This is a genomic window from Demequina sp. (assembly GCF_049841215.1).
Classification (GTDB): domain Bacteria; phylum Actinomycetota; class Actinomycetes; order Actinomycetales; family Demequinaceae; genus Demequina.
On sequence record NZ_JASGEO010000010.1, the window covers coordinates 75,887 to 91,956 of the forward strand.

At 67.1% G+C, this 16,070-nt stretch carries 14 protein-coding genes and 1 tRNA gene; 8 read left to right on the top strand and 7 right to left on the bottom strand.

The features are described from left to right. The first annotated feature begins 17 nt into the window (after positions 1-17). Positions 18-1,328, top strand: coding sequence for an MFS transporter (locus tag QM618_RS03920; protein ID WP_428095152.1), 1,311 nt, complete (start codon positions 18-20; stop codon positions 1,326-1,328). 309 nt (positions 1,329-1,637) lie between these two features. After that, positions 1,638-5,771, top strand: coding sequence for a hypothetical protein (locus tag QM618_RS03925; protein ID WP_428095153.1), 4,134 nt, complete (start codon positions 1,638-1,640; stop codon positions 5,769-5,771). A 366-nt stretch (positions 5,772-6,137) separates the two neighbouring features. Here QM618_RS03925 and QM618_RS03930 read toward each other — a convergent pair whose 3' ends face one another. The 3 genes from QM618_RS03930 to QM618_RS03940 all read right to left on the bottom strand — a co-directional run bounded on the left by QM618_RS03930 (position 6,138) and on the right by QM618_RS03940 (position 8,107). Then, positions 6,138-7,043 carry a hypothetical protein gene (locus tag QM618_RS03930; RefSeq protein WP_428095154.1) on the bottom strand — a complete coding sequence of 302 codons (906 nt, stop codon included), beginning with the start codon at positions 7,041-7,043 and terminating at the stop codon, positions 6,138-6,140. 206 nt (positions 7,044-7,249) lie between these two features. Continuing rightward, complete coding sequence (locus tag QM618_RS03935) at positions 7,250-7,480, bottom strand: FmdB family zinc ribbon protein (protein ID WP_428095155.1); 231 nt, start codon at positions 7,478-7,480, stop codon at positions 7,250-7,252. A gap of 9 nt (positions 7,481-7,489) precedes the next feature. Then, positions 7,490-8,107, bottom strand: a complete 618-nt coding sequence (locus QM618_RS03940) for a 5-formyltetrahydrofolate cyclo-ligase (RefSeq protein WP_428095156.1) — start codon at positions 8,105-8,107, stop codon at positions 7,490-7,492. 67 nt (positions 8,108-8,174) lie between these two features. Here QM618_RS03940 and QM618_RS03945 point away from each other — a divergent pair, with 67 nt between their 5' ends. Genes QM618_RS03945 through QM618_RS03955 form a run of 3 tightly spaced genes read left to right on the top strand, consistent with a single transcriptional unit; the run spans position 8,175 to position 11,006 of the window. Beyond that, a complete protein-coding gene (locus QM618_RS03945) occupies positions 8,175-9,374 on the top strand; it encodes a molybdopterin molybdotransferase MoeA (RefSeq protein WP_428095157.1) in 1,200 nt (399 codons plus the stop codon). Between the two features lie 9 nt (positions 9,375-9,383). Next, a complete protein-coding gene (locus QM618_RS03950) occupies positions 9,384-9,929 on the top strand; it encodes a GNAT family N-acetyltransferase (RefSeq protein WP_428095158.1) in 546 nt (181 codons plus the stop codon). Positions 9,930-9,980: 51 nt separating this feature from the next. Then, a complete protein-coding gene (locus QM618_RS03955) occupies positions 9,981-11,006 on the top strand; it encodes a hypothetical protein (RefSeq protein WP_428095159.1) in 1,026 nt (341 codons plus the stop codon). A 198-nt stretch (positions 11,007-11,204) separates the two neighbouring features. Here the strand turns inward: QM618_RS03955 and QM618_RS03960 are convergent, their stop codons facing one another. Continuing rightward, positions 11,205-12,083: a TolB family protein gene (locus tag QM618_RS03960; RefSeq protein ID WP_428095160.1), complete on the bottom strand. Its 879-nt coding sequence runs from the start codon at positions 12,081-12,083 to the stop codon at positions 11,205-11,207. Positions 12,084-12,152: 69 nt separating this feature from the next. Between QM618_RS03960 and QM618_RS03965 the strand changes: the two genes are divergently transcribed. The 3 genes from QM618_RS03965 to QM618_RS03975 all read left to right on the top strand — a co-directional run bounded on the left by QM618_RS03965 (position 12,153) and on the right by QM618_RS03975 (position 13,607). Next, on the top strand, positions 12,153-13,136 hold the full coding sequence (locus QM618_RS03965) for a hypothetical protein (RefSeq protein WP_428095161.1): 984 nt from the start codon (positions 12,153-12,155) through the stop codon (positions 13,134-13,136). A gap of 2 nt (positions 13,137-13,138) precedes the next feature. Beyond that, positions 13,139-13,486 carry a GntR family transcriptional regulator gene (locus QM618_RS03970; RefSeq protein ID WP_428095162.1) on the top strand — a complete coding sequence of 116 codons (348 nt, stop codon included), beginning with the start codon at positions 13,139-13,141 and terminating at the stop codon, positions 13,484-13,486. Between the two features lie 45 nt (positions 13,487-13,531). Then, positions 13,532-13,607: transfer RNA gene (locus QM618_RS03975), tRNA-Ala, on the top strand. 474 nt (positions 13,608-14,081) lie between these two features. On the opposite strand, the gene QM618_RS03980 is transcribed toward QM618_RS03975, so the two are convergent. From QM618_RS03980 to QM618_RS03990, 3 genes are all read right to left on the bottom strand, one after another. Then, a complete protein-coding gene (locus QM618_RS03980) occupies positions 14,082-14,594 on the bottom strand; it encodes a hypothetical protein (protein ID WP_428095163.1) in 513 nt (170 codons plus the stop codon). Beyond that, positions 14,591-15,145 (bottom strand): RNA polymerase sigma factor, encoded by a 555-nt coding sequence (locus tag QM618_RS03985; RefSeq protein WP_428095164.1) that lies wholly within the window; start codon positions 15,143-15,145, stop codon positions 14,591-14,593. Before QM618_RS03985 ends, QM618_RS03980 begins: the two co-directional genes overlap by 4 nt. 113 nt (positions 15,146-15,258) lie before the next feature. Next, on the bottom strand, positions 15,259-15,795 hold the full coding sequence (locus QM618_RS03990; RefSeq protein ID WP_428095165.1) for a hypothetical protein: 537 nt from the start codon (positions 15,793-15,795) through the stop codon (positions 15,259-15,261). Positions 15,796-16,070: the final 275 nt, after the last annotated feature.

Below are 16,070 nucleotides of genomic sequence, written 5' to 3' on the forward strand. Positions count from 1 at the left end.
GGCATACCCTTGAAGCCGTGACCTCCGCCCTCGCCACCCAGCGCAGGGTCTGGGGCATCTACGTGGCGGCCGTGGTGGTCTACTTCGTCGCCGTCACGCACCGCACGGCGCTCGGAGTCGCCGGCGTTGAGGCCCTCGAGAGATTCAACGTGGAGGCCACGGGACTCGCGATCTTGTCCGTGACCCAGGTGGCCACCTATGCGGCGATGCAGATCCCTTCCGGTCATCTGCTTGACCGCTTTGGGCCGCGCACCATGATGACGGCGGGATCGCTCGTGATGGCCGCGGGGCAGTTGCTGCTCGCTTTCAGCGATCACCTGGCGCTCGCGATCGCCGCGCGCATCCTGATTGGCGCGGGCGATGCGCCCATCTTCATTAGCGCGGGCCGCCTCATCGCCCACTGGTTCCCTGCCCGCAGGGTGCCGGTGCTGATGCAAGTGACGGGACTCATCGGCCAGGCGGGTCAGCTTGCCACCGCCATTCCGGTGGCGTGGCTGCTCCACGCGCACGGGTGGGAGGTGACGTTCAGCACGCTCGCGGTGGTGGGCGTGGGCGCTGCTGCGATCGCCTTCACGTGGGTGCGCATGCCGCGGCCGGTGCCCGGGTCGATTGAGCACGAGCGCGATCGTTTCTGGGCGTCCATTCGCCTTGCCACGGAGCATGTGGGCACGCGGCTCGGCTTCTGGAGCCACTTCTTGCCGCCGTTCTCGGCGAACGTGATTGCGCTGTTGTGGGGGGTGCCGTTCTTCGTGACCGCGCAGGGTCTCACGCCCGCGCAAGCGAGTGGCCTGCTCATCGTGCTGACGATTGCGGCGATGATCACCGGCCCCATCGCGGGAGTTCTCACCGCTCGCCACCCGTTGCGGCGCACGTGGATTGTGCTGGGCTCCGCGATCGCGTCCCTTGCCGCATGGATCGTGCTCTTGAGCTTCAGCACGCCGCGGCCCTGGTGGCAGCTGGCGGTGTTCTGCGCTGTGATCGGGATGGGCGGGCCCATCTCTTTGGTTGGCATCGACTTTGCCCGCTCGTTTTCGTCTTCGGAGCGGCTGGGAACGGCCACCGGCTTCGTGAACATCGGTGGCTTCACGTCGACGATCATCGGCGTGCTGCTGGTGGGCGTGGTGTTGCAGGTGGTCTCGCCTCCTGGGGCAACCGAGTACACGCTGAACCAGTACCGCGTGGCGTTCGCCTCGCTGCTGCTGGTGTGGGTTGCTGGCGTGGTGGGGGTACTGCGAAACCGCCGCAAGACCAGGGAGGTTATGGCCGCCGAGGGCGTGGTGGTGCCCCGGATAAGGGACGTGGTGCGGCGCGACACGCCCAAGAATTGACGCCCATCGCGAGCGGCAGCACAATCAGTCCAGCAGTGCGTGTCGTCTGACTAAGTCGGCGCGCACTGTCTTCTTTTTCCCGGCGCCAGCGCGGCCCCGGCGCCCTTGCGCGCCGTTACGCCCACCCACCAACACCCCTGACCACTCAGAGCCACTTTGAGGCGATTGAGACCGGTCAACGTGCCCCTTATTGGTCAGGGCTGTTGCGGGGACCGAGCCCAGCACTACGAGCCGTCGCGTCCCTTCCTTCTCCCGCCCGCGGCGGCGTGGTGACCGTGTGGTCCGCAACCGCCTCGATACCGTAGGGGAGTGGTGGACTACATCGGTCGCGCGCTCGTGGCGGAAGCGTTGCAGGAATGGCGCGATCAGTTGCGCGCCAGCGCCACCGTATCCGCGCTGCGCGACCTCACCTACTCGCGCGCCGACCTCATCGACCTGGCTGGCGCCCACCCCGGCGGCCTCGCCCCCTTTTTCGCCAACCGCCCCACGCTGCTGAGCTCCCTTATCAGGGACGACGAGGCCCGCGTCGCCGCCGAGCACAGGGCCACCGTGATCCGCGCCGCCGCAGATGCAGTGAGGGCCGCCACCGGTGTGTGGACCGCCGCCCTCGTCGTAGGCACCGTCGTCTGGAGCGAGGACGGCCACGCGCGCGAACTGCCGCTCGTAATGCGCCCTGTCATGTGGGACGACGCGCGCGGCAACGACGCGTTCGTGACGATGCTCGACGAGGTCTCGCTCAACCCGGTTTTCGTTTCGGAGTTGCGTGAGCGCGCCCCCCAAAGGGCCGACGCTGTGGTTGACCTGGTACCCAAGGCCGCCGGTGGCTCCGCGTTTGACCCGCGGCCCGTGTGGAACGCGGTGCGCGCTCTTGGTGACGCGTTTGGGCCCGGCTTTGAGGTGCGGGAGCGACTGTTGCTCGGCGCCTTCGACGACCCCGAGCAGCGCCTCGTCGACGATCTTGACGATCTGGGCACGGAGCTTCGCAAGTCCGACATCATCGCCGCCGTTGCCGGCGACCAAGAGGCGATCGGCCGTCTTGCCGTTCCCGTGCCCGCGTTCGCCACGGGAGACAGGGACCCGTTTGCGGAGCGCGGCATCGGCGACCTCGACGATGCTCAGTTTGCGGCGCTCGACGCCGTTGCCACGGGGCGCTCGATGTTCATCCAAGGCGGCCCTGGCTTCGACACCGCGGGCATGGTTGCCGCGATCAGCGCCGATGGCGCCGCGTCCGGCCGGTGCGTGCTCGTGGTCGCAGGCAAGCAGTCGCTGCTGCGCCAGATCACCACGCGGCTCGACCACTCGGGAGCAGGTGACATCGCCGTGGATGGCGCGGCGGACTCGACCGCCCGCTCGCGCCTGCTGAACTCCATCACGATGGGCGGAGTCGATGTCGACGACGCCCAGATTCGCTTTGCCGGCGAGCGCCTGCTGCAGGCGCGCAGGGTGGCGCAATCGCGCTTCGATGCGCTGCACCGCACCCACCGCCCGTGGGACGTGAGCGCATTCGATGCCGTGCAGGCGATCGTGCGTCTCACCTCGACGGAGCCCGCTCCACAGACTCTCGTGAGACTCGACGGCGCCGCTGGCTCTGTCATCGCGGAGCACGGCTTCGCGTCCGTGGCAGACGCGATCGTCAAGCGCCTTGGTGAGCCAGACGAGGTGACCACCGAGACCGCCCCGATCACAACGTCGGGCATTGAACTGGTGCCGTGGTGGTCACCCATCACCGATAACCCAGAGGAAGGCGCGGCGCTCGACGAGGCGCTCGCGACGCTCTTGGTGAGGCACATCCCCAAGATGCGCACCGAGGCCGCGCTCGCGTCCCACGAGACGGGCGTGGACGAGGCAACGTCGCTCGCGCATTGGGCGGACCAGGTGACGCTGTTCACCGACCTTCGCTCCACCCTCGAGATTTTCTCGCCCGCCGTGTTCCATCGCTCGCTCCACGACATCGTCGACGCCACAGCGCCGGCGGGGGAGCGCGAGACGGCGCTCGCGCGTAGAGACCGCCGGGCGCTCGTGCGCCGGGCCGTTGAGCTACTGCGGCCAGGGCGGTCAAAGGCCAACCTGCACGCCGAGCTGGTGGCCGCGAACGACCAGGCGTTGCGCTGGCGGGCCATGGCCTCGTCGGGCGGCTGGCCCGTGGTTCCGGATGACTTCGACATCTTTGGCGACCGCGTGGAGCAGGTGCTGCGGCTGTGGGCGCGCATCGGGGACCCGGTACGGCGCGTCACGGGCCGCGATGACCTCCCAGACCTTCCGTGGGATGACATGACGCGCATCCTCACTGAGCTCGCCGAGGGCATCCCCGGCACCCTCGAGGCCGCGCGCGCCCGCCCCCTTGACCGCGACATCGAGGACGTTGGCCTTGGCGGCCTGCTCGAGGATCTGCGGTCCCGCAACGCCGGCCCTGACCAGGTGCGGCGCGATCTTGAGTTTGCCTGGTGGGCGTCCGCCTATGAGGCCATCCTTGCGGCCGACGACCGGCTCGCCTCCCCGGGTGCGCTTGGGCGTGCGGTGGCTGAGTTCATCGACGCCGACGAAGGCTTCGCCGAGCTTCGCGTTGGGCCGCTCATGCGCGCGGTGGCCGAGCGCCGGCGGGGCGCGATCGCTCGCCACCCCAATGAGGCGCGAGACCTGTTTGCCGCGCTCATGGAGGGCGCGAACTCCTCGTATCGCGGGCTGTGGACCGCGTTTGGGCCCGTGGTTGGCTCGTTGCGGCCCGTGGTGCTCGCCACGGCGGAGCAAGTGGCGCGGATCGTGCCCGCGCAGCGCGTCATCGACACCGTGATCATCGCGGGTGCGGAGTCGCTCGCGCTCGCTGAGACCATTCCCGCAATCGCTCGAGCGCGGCAGGTCATTGTGATTGGCGACGCGGAGGCCGCCACCCGGTCTGCGGTCTCGGTGCTTGCCGCGCTGCTGCCGCGCGTCACCATGCCCGTGGCTCCGCAGCCGCGCGATCCTCGCGTGACGATGGTGCTCGGCACCATGGCATATGGCCGCGTGCTGCAGCCGTTGCCCACGGCGGGGTCCGGTTCGCGGCTTGCGGTCACGGTGCTCGACGCCGTGGGATCGCCCGCCGCAGGTCACGACGCCGTCGAGTCCACGCGCGCCGAGGTCATGGCCGTGCTTGAACTTGTGGACGCCAACGCACGCACGATTCCCCGCCGCTCGCTCGCCATCGTTGCTGGTAATGACGTGCACGCTAACCGTTTGCGCACCGCCATCCAGGAACGGGACGACGCTACGGCTGAGCGGGTTGCCGTGGTCGCCATGGGCGAGGCTGGCGGTATCGATGTTGACGAAGTGATCATTTCGCTAGGGTTCGCGCGTGATCAGCGTGGCGGTTTGCCCGGTGGGCTTGGGGTTCTCGAATCGGATTGGGGCAAGCAAGCGCTCGCCCAAGCGCTCGTGGCTTCACACGCTCGAGTCACGATCGTCACCGCCCTCGATGCCGATCACCTGAGTGACATCGCAGACGGGCTCACGGATCCCGAGGCCATCGATGCGCTGCGCGACCTTGTTGCGCGCGGCGAGACCAACCCCGCCGAGGCCGAGCGGCCAGAGCCTGGCCCGAGCGACTGGTTGCTCACGGACATCGCCACGCGTTTGCGCGCGGAGGGTTACGCGGTGAGGCTGCGCTACGGCGCTGGGGCGGACACCATCGCCCTCGCGGTGGGTGGTCCGCGCGACCGCGGCTATCGCGTGGCGGTTGTCACCGACGAGGCGCAGCCAGGAGTGGCCGTGAGCCTTCGCGATCGGCTGCGCTGGCAAGTCTCGCGGCTCGAGCGCCTTGGGTGGATCGTGGTGCCGCTATGGACGCTCGACGTGTTCACCGATCCCGAGGCGGCGCTCGATGCGATCCGCGGCGCGCTCGATGCCGAGATCGCGGCGCTGACCGCGGCGCTGCCCACCATCGCGATCCCGTTGGTGAAGGGGTCTGCGGAGGATATTGAGGCCGAAGAGGTTTTCGACATTGAAGACCCCGCTGACGAGCCGATGATTGTCGAGGACACTGAGCCTGGGCCGGAGCTCGACGAGGGTCATCCTGCCGCGGCCGAGCCGATCGCAGGACCCACGGAACTAGAGCCTCAGCCGGAGCCTGAAGAGGGTCATCCTGCGGCGGCGGAGCCGATCGCAGGACCTACGGATCCAGAGCCTGAGTCAGATCCAGAGCCTGAGCCAGAGCCAGAGCCAGAGCCGGAGCCAGAACCCGAACCCGCCTCAACCAAACCCAAGCCGCCCACGATGGGATTTGGGGTTCCAAAACTCGCTCAGCCACAGCGCCGGGCCGTGTCGCAAACCCCTCACAAGGGTGTGGACCGTCCGCTCATCCCCACGCGCGCGTGGGAGGACGAGGACGCGAGCTGGGGCGGGCGCGAATCAGGCGGACGAGACGACGAGCTGAAGCGCGACCGTCCGCCGCACTGGGGCCAGGACTAGTCACGAGCTGCACGTTTGCCAAAGGTGCATGCGACTCGGTGTGCCTCACAGAATGGGGTGAGATTCAGCGCGAGGAGTGTGGCGCGGCGGTTAGGAGCGCAACACTTGACCCGATCTGGAATGACGTCCACGAGCCGGAGCAGAATCGCTCGGTTCGAGCTCGGCCCTAAGTGGCTGAGTCGCCGCGCTGGCGCCGTTCGCCCGATGCCAATACGGCAAGCCGGACGATCACGTAAGTGCCCGTCGCAATCGCAATCAGCCACCAGTCAACTCGAAAGGCCGAGAGCGAATCTGGAAGCAGGTTAGTGGCGGTCAGTAGTGCCCCGAGGACGACCGACTCTACGAGCACTCTCATGCCGTTGGTCCTCAACATGAGTACGGCTTCCATGAGACGGGTACACCCGATATGTAGGCGAACTGCATCTCGACACATTTGCCGTTCGCCTTTGCGGAGTTGAAGGTGTTCGCGACTGACGTTACGTATGCCGACGACAGCGCGCCGCACACCATGCCAACGGGCACGCCAATGAAGGGGCTCGCAGTACTTGTGAGCGCGGCCCCAATTATCCCGCAGACGGCCGCACTTATGGCCTTAGCTGTGGTGGCACCAACGCTAGAGGGAGCCAGCCTCTTCACCTCTGCCTTGCTGTACTTGACGTAAACGGCCCAGCCGAGGCTGAAACTGGGATCCGCGACCACCGGGAACGCGGTGGTGTCGGTGAACTCGATGACTTGGGTGAGGGTGGTGCCGTTCACGGTGTAGTGAGTGGGCACCGCGTCGCCGTTCGCGTCCAGGGCCCGTGGTTCGGCGATGGCGAGGGTGATCCTGCCATCCTCTTCAGTAACTACGGCGCCGCCGGTGGCAGTGAGCGACAGCGATGCACCCGCCGCGAGATCGAGGTCGTACGCGCACGTGCTCGGTGCGTCCGCGTTGTCGATCGTGGTGAGGATCTGCACGCTGCCGTCGTCCTTGACCAGCGGGACAGTGGAACTGCCGTTGCCGTTGTCGAAGAACGGTTCACCACTGTTGGCCACAAACTGAGCGTCATCCGCGAACGGCAAGCCGATGCTGAGGTTCTCAGCGCCAGCACCGCTAAGCCTGATGCCTTCTGCAGCGTCCGACGCCACCGTGACATCCACCTGCCCCACGCCTTGCGACTGGTCCACCTCAATCGGTGCTGCCTCCGCAAGCACCGACGGCACAACGTCCGCCACCACGGTGAGCGGATCTACCTCGTCAGCTGACGCTGGCGTCAGCCCAATGAATGACACGAGAGCCGCGCTAGTTAGCACGCCCCCCCTGTCGCACACATGCGCGAGTGCTTCACGAACACCACGCCCCCTATCGTGGCTATCCGCGGAACCCTCCATTGGATCCCCCGGGCCGACCAAAGCCGACAAACGGGACGCTACCACAGCGTCGGGCCGTTATGTCTGGTGCCGCCGGCCGGCCCTGCGACTACGCGCAGGGTGACTCACTAGTCGGAAGAGCCCGACGAGCCGCTCGAGGACGAGGACGCCTTCGCGGGCTTCTCGCGCGAGTCCGTGCGATAGAAGCCGGACCCCTTGAACGTCACGCCAACCGAACCAAAGACCTTGCGGACCTCGCTGCCGCACTCGGGGCACACGGGGGTGGCGGAGTCGTGGATCGACATCACCGCATCAAAGCGGTGTCCGCAGGAGGTGCAGGCGAAAGAGTACGTGGGCACCGGAGGATTCTACCTGGGAAGCGGCGTGTAGCCCTCAGGGGTGATGACGCCGTGCACGCGGACGTCGTGCTCCTCGCGAGGGAGCGGCTCTTCGGCGTCATCGCGAACCTCGCCGGCGAACGTGAGCGCGATGATCGGAACGCCAGGCCGCACGTCCGCGAGCGCGCGGTCGTACCACCCGCCGCCTTGACCAAGGCGCGTGCCCGTTGAGTCCACGGCGAGCGCGGGCACAATCACCACGTCGGCCTCGTCGAGGGCGTCGGCCGCGAGGAACTCGGTGGACGGCTCTGGGGGGCGGCCGGGCGCGCGCTCAATGAGATCCGCCGCCCCCGCATAGACGCCCCAGCCGCGCTGCAATCCGTCCCCAAGCAGAGGAATCAGCACGCGCACACCGCGAGCGTGGAGCGCCTCGATGAGGGGGATCGTGCCGGGCTCGTGGGGCCTAGACGCATAGACCGAGACGCACCGCGCCTCCTTGATCGCGTCCAACTCCAACACTTGGCTGCACAGTGCGTCCGCGTGTTCCGCGAGGCGCCGCTCCGCGCGTTGTTGGCGTTGGCGCCGGATGGAGGCCCGCAGCGCCACTTTGGCTTCGTCGGGTTGCATCGGGGCGGTGTGAACCGTCATGCCGCCATTGTGCCAAAGGAAAGTAAATCTTTCGTCTGCATTCCGGTGAGTCGCTAGGCTCGGCGACATGACGACGGTCGCGCAGCACAGGGCCGCACTCACCGAACTTCTTGGCACCGTTGAGGCGATTGATCTGGCGCTCGGCGACGCGCTGGGCGCGGTCACGGCAGAGGATGTGTCCTCGCCACAGCCGTACCCCGCGATCCCCCAGGCCGCCGCGGATGGCTACGCGATCGCCTCCAACGACGCTCTCCACCCCGTGGCCCTTCCCGTGGCCTATGACGTGGACTCGAGCGAGCGCACACCTCGCGTCTTGGTGCGGGGAACGGCCGTGCGCATCACGTCGGGTTCCCCCATGCCGCGAGGGGCCGACGCTGTGGCAGCTACCGCTGACACGGACGGCGGGGTTGGAACGGTTCAGTTGTCCCGCTCCATCCTGCGCGGAGAGAACGTGCGTCGAGCGGGCTTCGATGCAACCGCGGGCGAGATCATCGTGCCGGCCGGGCGCCGCATTGGCCCTCGCGAACTGGGCCTCATTGCCGCGATTGGCCGAGCCCGCATCAAGGTGCGTCCGGTGCCGCGCGTAGTGGTGGTGGCGATCGGCTCCGAACTGGTGGACGCCAAGGCGGGCGTCGAGGGCGTGCCAGAGGCCAACACCCACATGCTCAGCGCGCTGGTCCAGGACGCGGGCGCGCGTGCCTATCGCGTGGGCGCGCTTCCGGATGATCCGGCTGCTATCGCCGCCGCCCTCGAGGACCAAGTGGTGCGCGCCGACGCGATCATCACCACCGGCGGCCTGTCCGCGAGTGGCTCCGATGCGCTCGTCGACGTCCTCAGCACCATCGGCACCGGCGAACTCGTCGATCTCAACCTGTTGCCGCGCTCGCGTCACGGCATTGGCCGCATCGCGGAAGGCAACACGCCCGTCATCGCCCTGCCGGGTCACCCCGCGAGCGCCCTCATCGCCTTCGAGGCGTACGCGCGGCCCGCGTTGCGCGCCATGAGCGGCTTCACCGAGGTGCAGCGCGTCACCATTCGCGCGGAACTGTCCAAGCCGTGGCCGTCCACTCGCGGCGCGATGGAGGCCGTGCCCGTCACTCTCGAGCTCGACGGCGACGGCATCGTGCGCGCCACTCCGCTTGGTGACGGCAGGGGCGGCGTGTCGCTTGGGGCGCTTGCGAGGTCCGACGGCATCGCCTGGATTGGCGCCGACGTCACCAACGCCGCCGTTGGCGACGAGGTGCGCTGCACCGTCTGGGATCGGTAGGCACGCGCCGTGCGCTTCCCGCTTCCCGTGCTGCGCGACGGTATCGTTGAGGTGCGGCCGCTGCGCCGCACCGACGAGCTGGCCTGGCTCGACGTCCGCGCGGCCAACCGGGGATGGCTCAAGCCGTGGGAGGCGACCATCCCCACCGGCGTCCCCCAAGAGCCGGTGACCTTTCCCGCCTTTGTGCGGCAGGAGCGTCGGGCATGGCGAAAGGGCGAGGCGTTCGGTGCCGTTGTGCTGGTGGACGGGCTGCTCGTTGGCAGGGCGAGCATCGGCGGGATCCGGTGGGGCGCGGAGCGTGGGGGTTCCGTTGGCTACTGGATTTCGCAGGACTATGCCGGCCACGGGTACACACCGCGGGCGGTGCAACTACTCGTCGACTACGGCTTCGCGCAAGGGCTGCACCGGCTCGAGATCGCGGTGCGGCCAGAGAACGAGTCGAGCCTCGCGGTGGTGCGGAAGCTGGGTTTCGCGGACGAGGGGATGCGCCGCTCGTACCTCTTTATTGACGGCGATTGGCGCGATCATCGCGTCTTTGCGCGCACTGCTGACTGACACGCCGCGAATATCCGCGGCTTAGGTGCGCGGCGCCCGTACCGTCATCTCATGGTCCCAGCAGCGCTCCTCGCGATTGTCGGACTCGGCTTGGTTCTCGCGTTCGTCATCCCGCAGCGAATCAAGGAGAGGTCCGATTACGCGCTGGTCCGCACCGAGGATCGCTACTCCGCTCAGATGCGCGTTGTTAAGGCGAGCGCCCGCCGCGTCGAGACCGCGCACTCCCGGCCCTCTTCCGATTCCGGCGAGGTGCCGCTGCTTGTCACTGGGGCCGCCCGCGCGCAGATTGCGGCGCTTGGTGAGGAGCGCATGTCCCGCCCGGCAGGCCCGCTTGAGCGCGCGGCCGTGTCCGCCCAGCGCGAGGCCATCGCGCTTCGCGGCGATCGTGCGGCCGTGATCGCGGATCGCAAGGCCACTGCCCGACGCCGTGCCCGGGTGGCCTCTATCGCTGGCTTTGTCGCGGTGACGGGTTGGGTGCTCGCGGCTGTTACTCCGTTCCCCGCTGTTCTCGCCGCAGTGCTGACCGCGCTGTTTGGTGGCGTGCTCGTTGCGGGGGCGCGTGCCGCGTCTGCGCAGCGCGCAGCCGACGCGCACCTGCACCTTGTTGCGCGTGAGGTTGAGGCTGCGGCCACGGCAACCCAGGCGCTGCGCCGCGTCGCCGCCGAGCGTGCTGCTGGCGTTGACGCCGAGCCGTCAGACCTTGAGACGCAGGCGATCCGCGTGGTCACCGCTGCGGACCTCGCGCCGCTCGCGGTGCCGGCGCCCATCCCCAGCCCGGTACTCCCGTCCGTTGAAGAGCCACCCCACACGTCGGCGACACCCGCCGTGCATCCCGCGTGGCAGGACGATGACGCGAACTGGGCACCGCGTGAACTTCCCGCCCCTGCCTACACGCTCAAGCCCGCGGTGCGGCCACAATCTGCGCGTCCGCTGGACGAGTCCGACTACGCGGGCGCGTCGTACGCCGTGTCCGCGCCCGCACGCGCCGAGCGCCCCGCCGAGCTCGTAGAAGAGGTGACCGCAGCGTCGGACAACCTTGACGCGATCCTCGCGCGCCGCCGCCGCGCCACTGCGTAACCCTCCACGGCCTAACGCGCCACCGCCAAACGCGCCACGGCCTAACGCGCCACCGCCGTATGTGTGTGTCAGCACCACTTTTTCGCGCCCGAACCTCCCTGTGTGTGCGTGAGCGTGGCGGCGGTCGCCGCCCACGCGCTCACGCACACACAGCAGAGGTCAGGGGCGCGAATGTGGTGCTGACACACACATAAGCCGCTAGTCGATGGGGTACGCCACGTAGGCCAACTGGGTTCCGGTGGGGTCCCACGAGTTCACATTGAGCGTGCCCTGGCCGCCGAAGAGGTGCACGAGGTCACGCACCTCCTCGCCAAGCGGCGACGCGGTGCGGATGATCACGTTCAGGTCCGCCGGATGCCCGAGTGTGCCGGGCGGGTAGGAGATGTACGCCATCCGCTCGCCGCCAGGAGTCAGGTGCGGGAACCAGTTCACGCGGTCGTCAAAGGTGAGCTGTGTGACGTCCTCGCCATCTGGGCTCATGCGGAACAGTTGTGCGTGCCCCGGCATGGATGATCCGCGCTCGGAGTTGAAGTAGATCCACTGGCCGTCAGGGGAGAACTCGCTGCCGTCGTGCGGCGCGTCCTCGTCCGTGAGCTGCATATCCGGGCCACCCGCAGAGGGGATGGTGAAGACATTGGTGCGCACCCCGTGGGGCAGGATTTCAAGCCCGATGTACGCGAGCTGAGCGCCATCGGGGCTGATCCCGTGCAGGTAGTAACGGAAGGATGGGCCGCGGTCGTTGCTCACGCGGCGCGGCTCGTGCGCGCCCACCAACGAGACAGCGTAGAGGTGGCCATCATCGCTGCTCACATAGACAGTGGCGCCGTCCGGCGCGAGCACGTGGTCGTTGTTGAGTTCGGCGACGTTGCCAAGGTCAATCTCCGCGAACTCGCCGCTGGCCACGTGTACGCGAAACAGGCGACCGTCGCCGTTGACGATGAGGTGGCGCCCGTCCGGCGTCCAGTTGGGCGCCTCAAAGAGAAGGTCGCGGGACTCCGCCAGGAGCGTGGTCTCGCCGGTGTCCGCGTCCGCGATGAACAGTTGGGCGCGCTGGCCCTGCCGCAAAGTTCGTGCCATAGGCCCGACGCTACAGCGGCTTGCGCTCTTGCGTTCAGTTGTTATAGTTATAGTAGAACAAGAGAGGTAATGATGAACGACGCACGTATCGCTCGCCGCTTCACGATCGTGGGGGTGGTGGTGCCGCTTGCGCTCACGGTGCTCGCGATCGCGGCCCAGTTGATGCTGTTGCCCCACACTCCCGATCCCCTCGCCATTCACTGGGGATCTGGTGGCGTGGACGGCTCCGGGCCGGGCTGGACGTACGTGGTGATCACGGCGGCGATGGGCGCGGGCCTTCCCTTGTGGCTTGGCCTCAGCGCACGGCCGCGGCTCAAGGCGGGCTCGCGCGGATGGTCGTTCCGTTTCCTCTCCGCAATTGCGCTCGGCTTCTCGGTCTTTGGGGCCATCGCGATGACGTGGGCGGTGGCCATGCAGGTGGGCCTCGACTCGTGGACTCAGGCGCCGGACATCGATCCAGCGATCATCACCGGCGCGCTCGTGGGACTCGGTGCCGGGCTCGTGGGCTACGCCGTCCAGCCCAAGCTCGTCACCGTCTTTGAACAGATACCCGCAGCACATGTCAGCGTTGCCGCGGGGGAGCGCGTGGTGTGGCTTGGAGTGGCGAAGGCGGGCAAGGGATCGGTCGCGGCGATCACGTCCGCCGCCGCACTGCTGTTCCTCGGAGCCGTTGCGGCGTGGTTAGGTGGGGCCTTCCCCGTGATGTGGATCCTGCTTGGGGTCGCGCTGCTGGTCACGGCGGCTGGTCTCACCATGATGGAGGCGGACGTGCGCGTGGACGCGAACGGCATCGAGGTGCGCGGGCCCGCAGGATGGCCACGTAGTTCCGTTGCCCTCGACAACGTGGCGAGCGCCACGGCCATCACCGTGGAGGCGCTTGGATCGTTTGGCGGCTGGGGCTGGCGACGCGTCCCGGGTGCGATGGGCGTAATCCTTCGCAGCGGCGAGGCCCTGCGTGTGGAGCGCAAAGAGGGCCACGCTCTCGTGGTCACGGTAGACGACGCCGCCACCGCGGCGGCGTTGCTCACGACCCTCGCTGAGCAGAGGGCTTAGCCATGCTGTTGCGCATCAATCCCGAGTCCCCGGCCCCGCTCTTCGAGCAGGTGGCAGCGGCGGTGCGCGCCCAAATAGCGCAAGGAGACGTGCGCCCTGGGGACCGCCTGCCGCCCGCGAGGGACGTGGCGCAGGGCCTTGGCGTGAACCTGCACACTGTGTTGCACGCCTACCAGGACCTTCGCGATGAGGGCCTCATCGAGTTGCGGCGAGGGCGGGGTGCCGTGGTGACGGATGCCGCGGGCGCCGTGGCGCAGTTGCAGCGTGACATCGCGGAGCTTGGCAGGCGCGCCGCCGCCCTTGGCGTTGCCCCGTCAACGGCGGTGGCGATGCTGCGCGCGTCGATGTGAGTTTCTTGCCGGGCCGTGCGCGGTGGTAATCTTCTTTAGCACTTTGGGGCTATGGCGCAGTTGGTAGCGCGTCTCGTTCGCAATGAGAAGGTCAGGGGTTCGAATCCCCTTAGCTCCACCAATGTGATGAGTCGCGACATAGGTGACAGTCACAGAAGAGAGCCCGGCCATCGGTCGGGCTCTCTTTTTGTGTTGCGCCGGCAGCCGTGGTTGGGATCGATGGTGTGGGTGGAGATGACGTTGCCCGGACGGTAGCAGGCCCGCAGTCGGCACATGTGGTGGCGGCGCTCGCGAACGCTCCTCGATATCGTGAGCGGCTCAACGCATACGTTCATGGCGAAGGTCAGATAGCTCGGCGTAACAGCGAATGTCACCGATGTCGCCCTGTGGAATCCGCGATGAAACGTTCGCTCATTCCGGGGGTGACCAATCCGTGAAAGCGCCTCGCTGACAACCCTTGGGTGCCTCGGCAACTAGCGAACCGTGCTGACGTGTCGAAATGGGCCGCATGATGCGGGGAGCCCGGCGGCATTACCGCCGGGCTCCCTTCCCCCCGTAAGGAGCCTGGGCCCCCCGACGGCCCCAGGCTCCCCTTCTATGTGGGTGGCGGCCACGGCGCCAGCCCAAGCTTGTTGCAGAAGTCGTGATCAGTTGCGGTTGATCCCTCGCGCGGGAAGCCTGCAGAGGCTCCGTTGGGCAACGTGCAGCCCACGAGTGCAGGCACGTCGAAGTTCGCGTTGTTTGGGTCTTCCGGCCGCGCTGCTTGACCGATGACTCCCATTCGCCACATGTCTCCGCACGTGGCCACTGGGTCTACCTCCGCTCGGCCAGAGACCCCGTTGTCATCAACCCACGGAGCCGACCCTGCCTGGGTGTAGTGCGAGTCAAGGCTTGCATGTTCGTAGCAGGTGACCTCGTAGTGGACCTGTTCGGACGTTGCATGGACTACGAGAGCGGCGCCAGTTAGCGCAACTGCGGCGCCGATGGCGGCCGCGATCGCGATCTTTCGGCGGCGTCGCGTTCGCGCTCGAGGTATGGCTGCGGCGAGGTCGGATCGGATGGCGCGTACGCGTCGGATGACTTCCTCGTCACTCAGTAGATCGCTCATGCCTTCACCCCCTCCTCTCCACGTTCGCGTTGAGCCCGGATGCGGGCGCGCGCCCTGCTGATGCGCTTCTTCACCGCGGTGACCTCAAGACCGAGCTCCGTTGCGACGTCGGCGTACGGCTTTTCGTCGACGAGGCACGAGACGACCACTGTGCCCAGATCCGGTGTGAGGTCGGAAATGGCTGCCCAGATCCACTCGACTTGTTCCCGATCCAGAACCGCGTCTTGAGGACCGCGGGCGCCGTCGACGACGTCCATGCCATCGAGCGGCACGTCCCCGCGCCTGAGGTGCTTGCGCGCGAGATTGGCTGCGTGGTTTCTTGCGGTGACGAGCAGCCAGGGCAACACGGAACCGTCGACGAGGCGCACCTCGCGGCGTTTGCGCCACGCCGTCATGAACACGTCTTGGACTAGGTCCTGGGCGTCATCCGCATTCCCGGTCAGTGTGTAGGCATACCTGAACACCGCGTTACCGTGACGCTCAACGAGCACGCCGAAGGCATCGGACTCACCACTCCCGCGGTGACCGATAAGGTCGGCTTCGGACGTCACGTTGTGTCTCCTTCACTAGGAGATGTCGCGAACCGTGAAATCGTGACAACCGGTATCAAATCCCTTGGCAATGCGAAGCCTTAGGCGTGAGCCGCAACGCCAAAGCACGGAACTCAGGGAACGTAAATCTGGTACGAAGAGGCCTGGTCGTTCATCGACCCCATCGAACTCGCACCCGTTGAGGGTCCGTACGTGGATCCGCTGTAGCCGGCGTCGGCCCAGATTTTCACGCGACACGTCCCATAGGCATCGAACGACGACACGCGATCGTTCCAACCAGACGGCATCGACGACCCGTAGTAGTGGAACCCGCTGCACAAGCTCGAGTTCGAGGTTGTGATGTTGTAGCTCGCGCCGCCGTACGCCGCATCTTCGTAGAAGACTGCGAGGATATACGTCGCATAAGGCTCGATGGAGGCGGATCCGCGCGCAGCTCCCGTCGGCGCCACGCCGCTGGCCTCGGCAAAGTCCGCGTACGAGTCAAAGCAAGCGAACGAGCCATCATCAGTGTTGAGCCAGCAAACTGGATTGTCATCGGATTCACCATCGGCTAGCGACGGAGCTGCGCCGATGAGCGCGGCGGCTCCGGCAATAGCTGCGATTGAGATGACGCGTGCAACGGATACGTTGATCAGCTTGTTGGATGGCATGTCTTAGTTCTCTCAGTGGACTCGAGGAAGAGTTAGTTCGGACGTGGACGCTGGAAGTATCCCTCGCGGGAACGTTGCGCCAAGTCCGATCGAGCTGTGACTTCAATCACGCGCGCGGGCTTGCCGAGAGTAAAGAAGATCGGGCGCGCATGTACCACCCGCCGCGGCTCGCTTAGGACGACACGCCGATATCTGCCGATTGGCTGTGCCAAAATCCACGCCGACTTGCAAACCGATGAACCAAGGAGTAGACATCAACCAGCCCACGAGCGTGC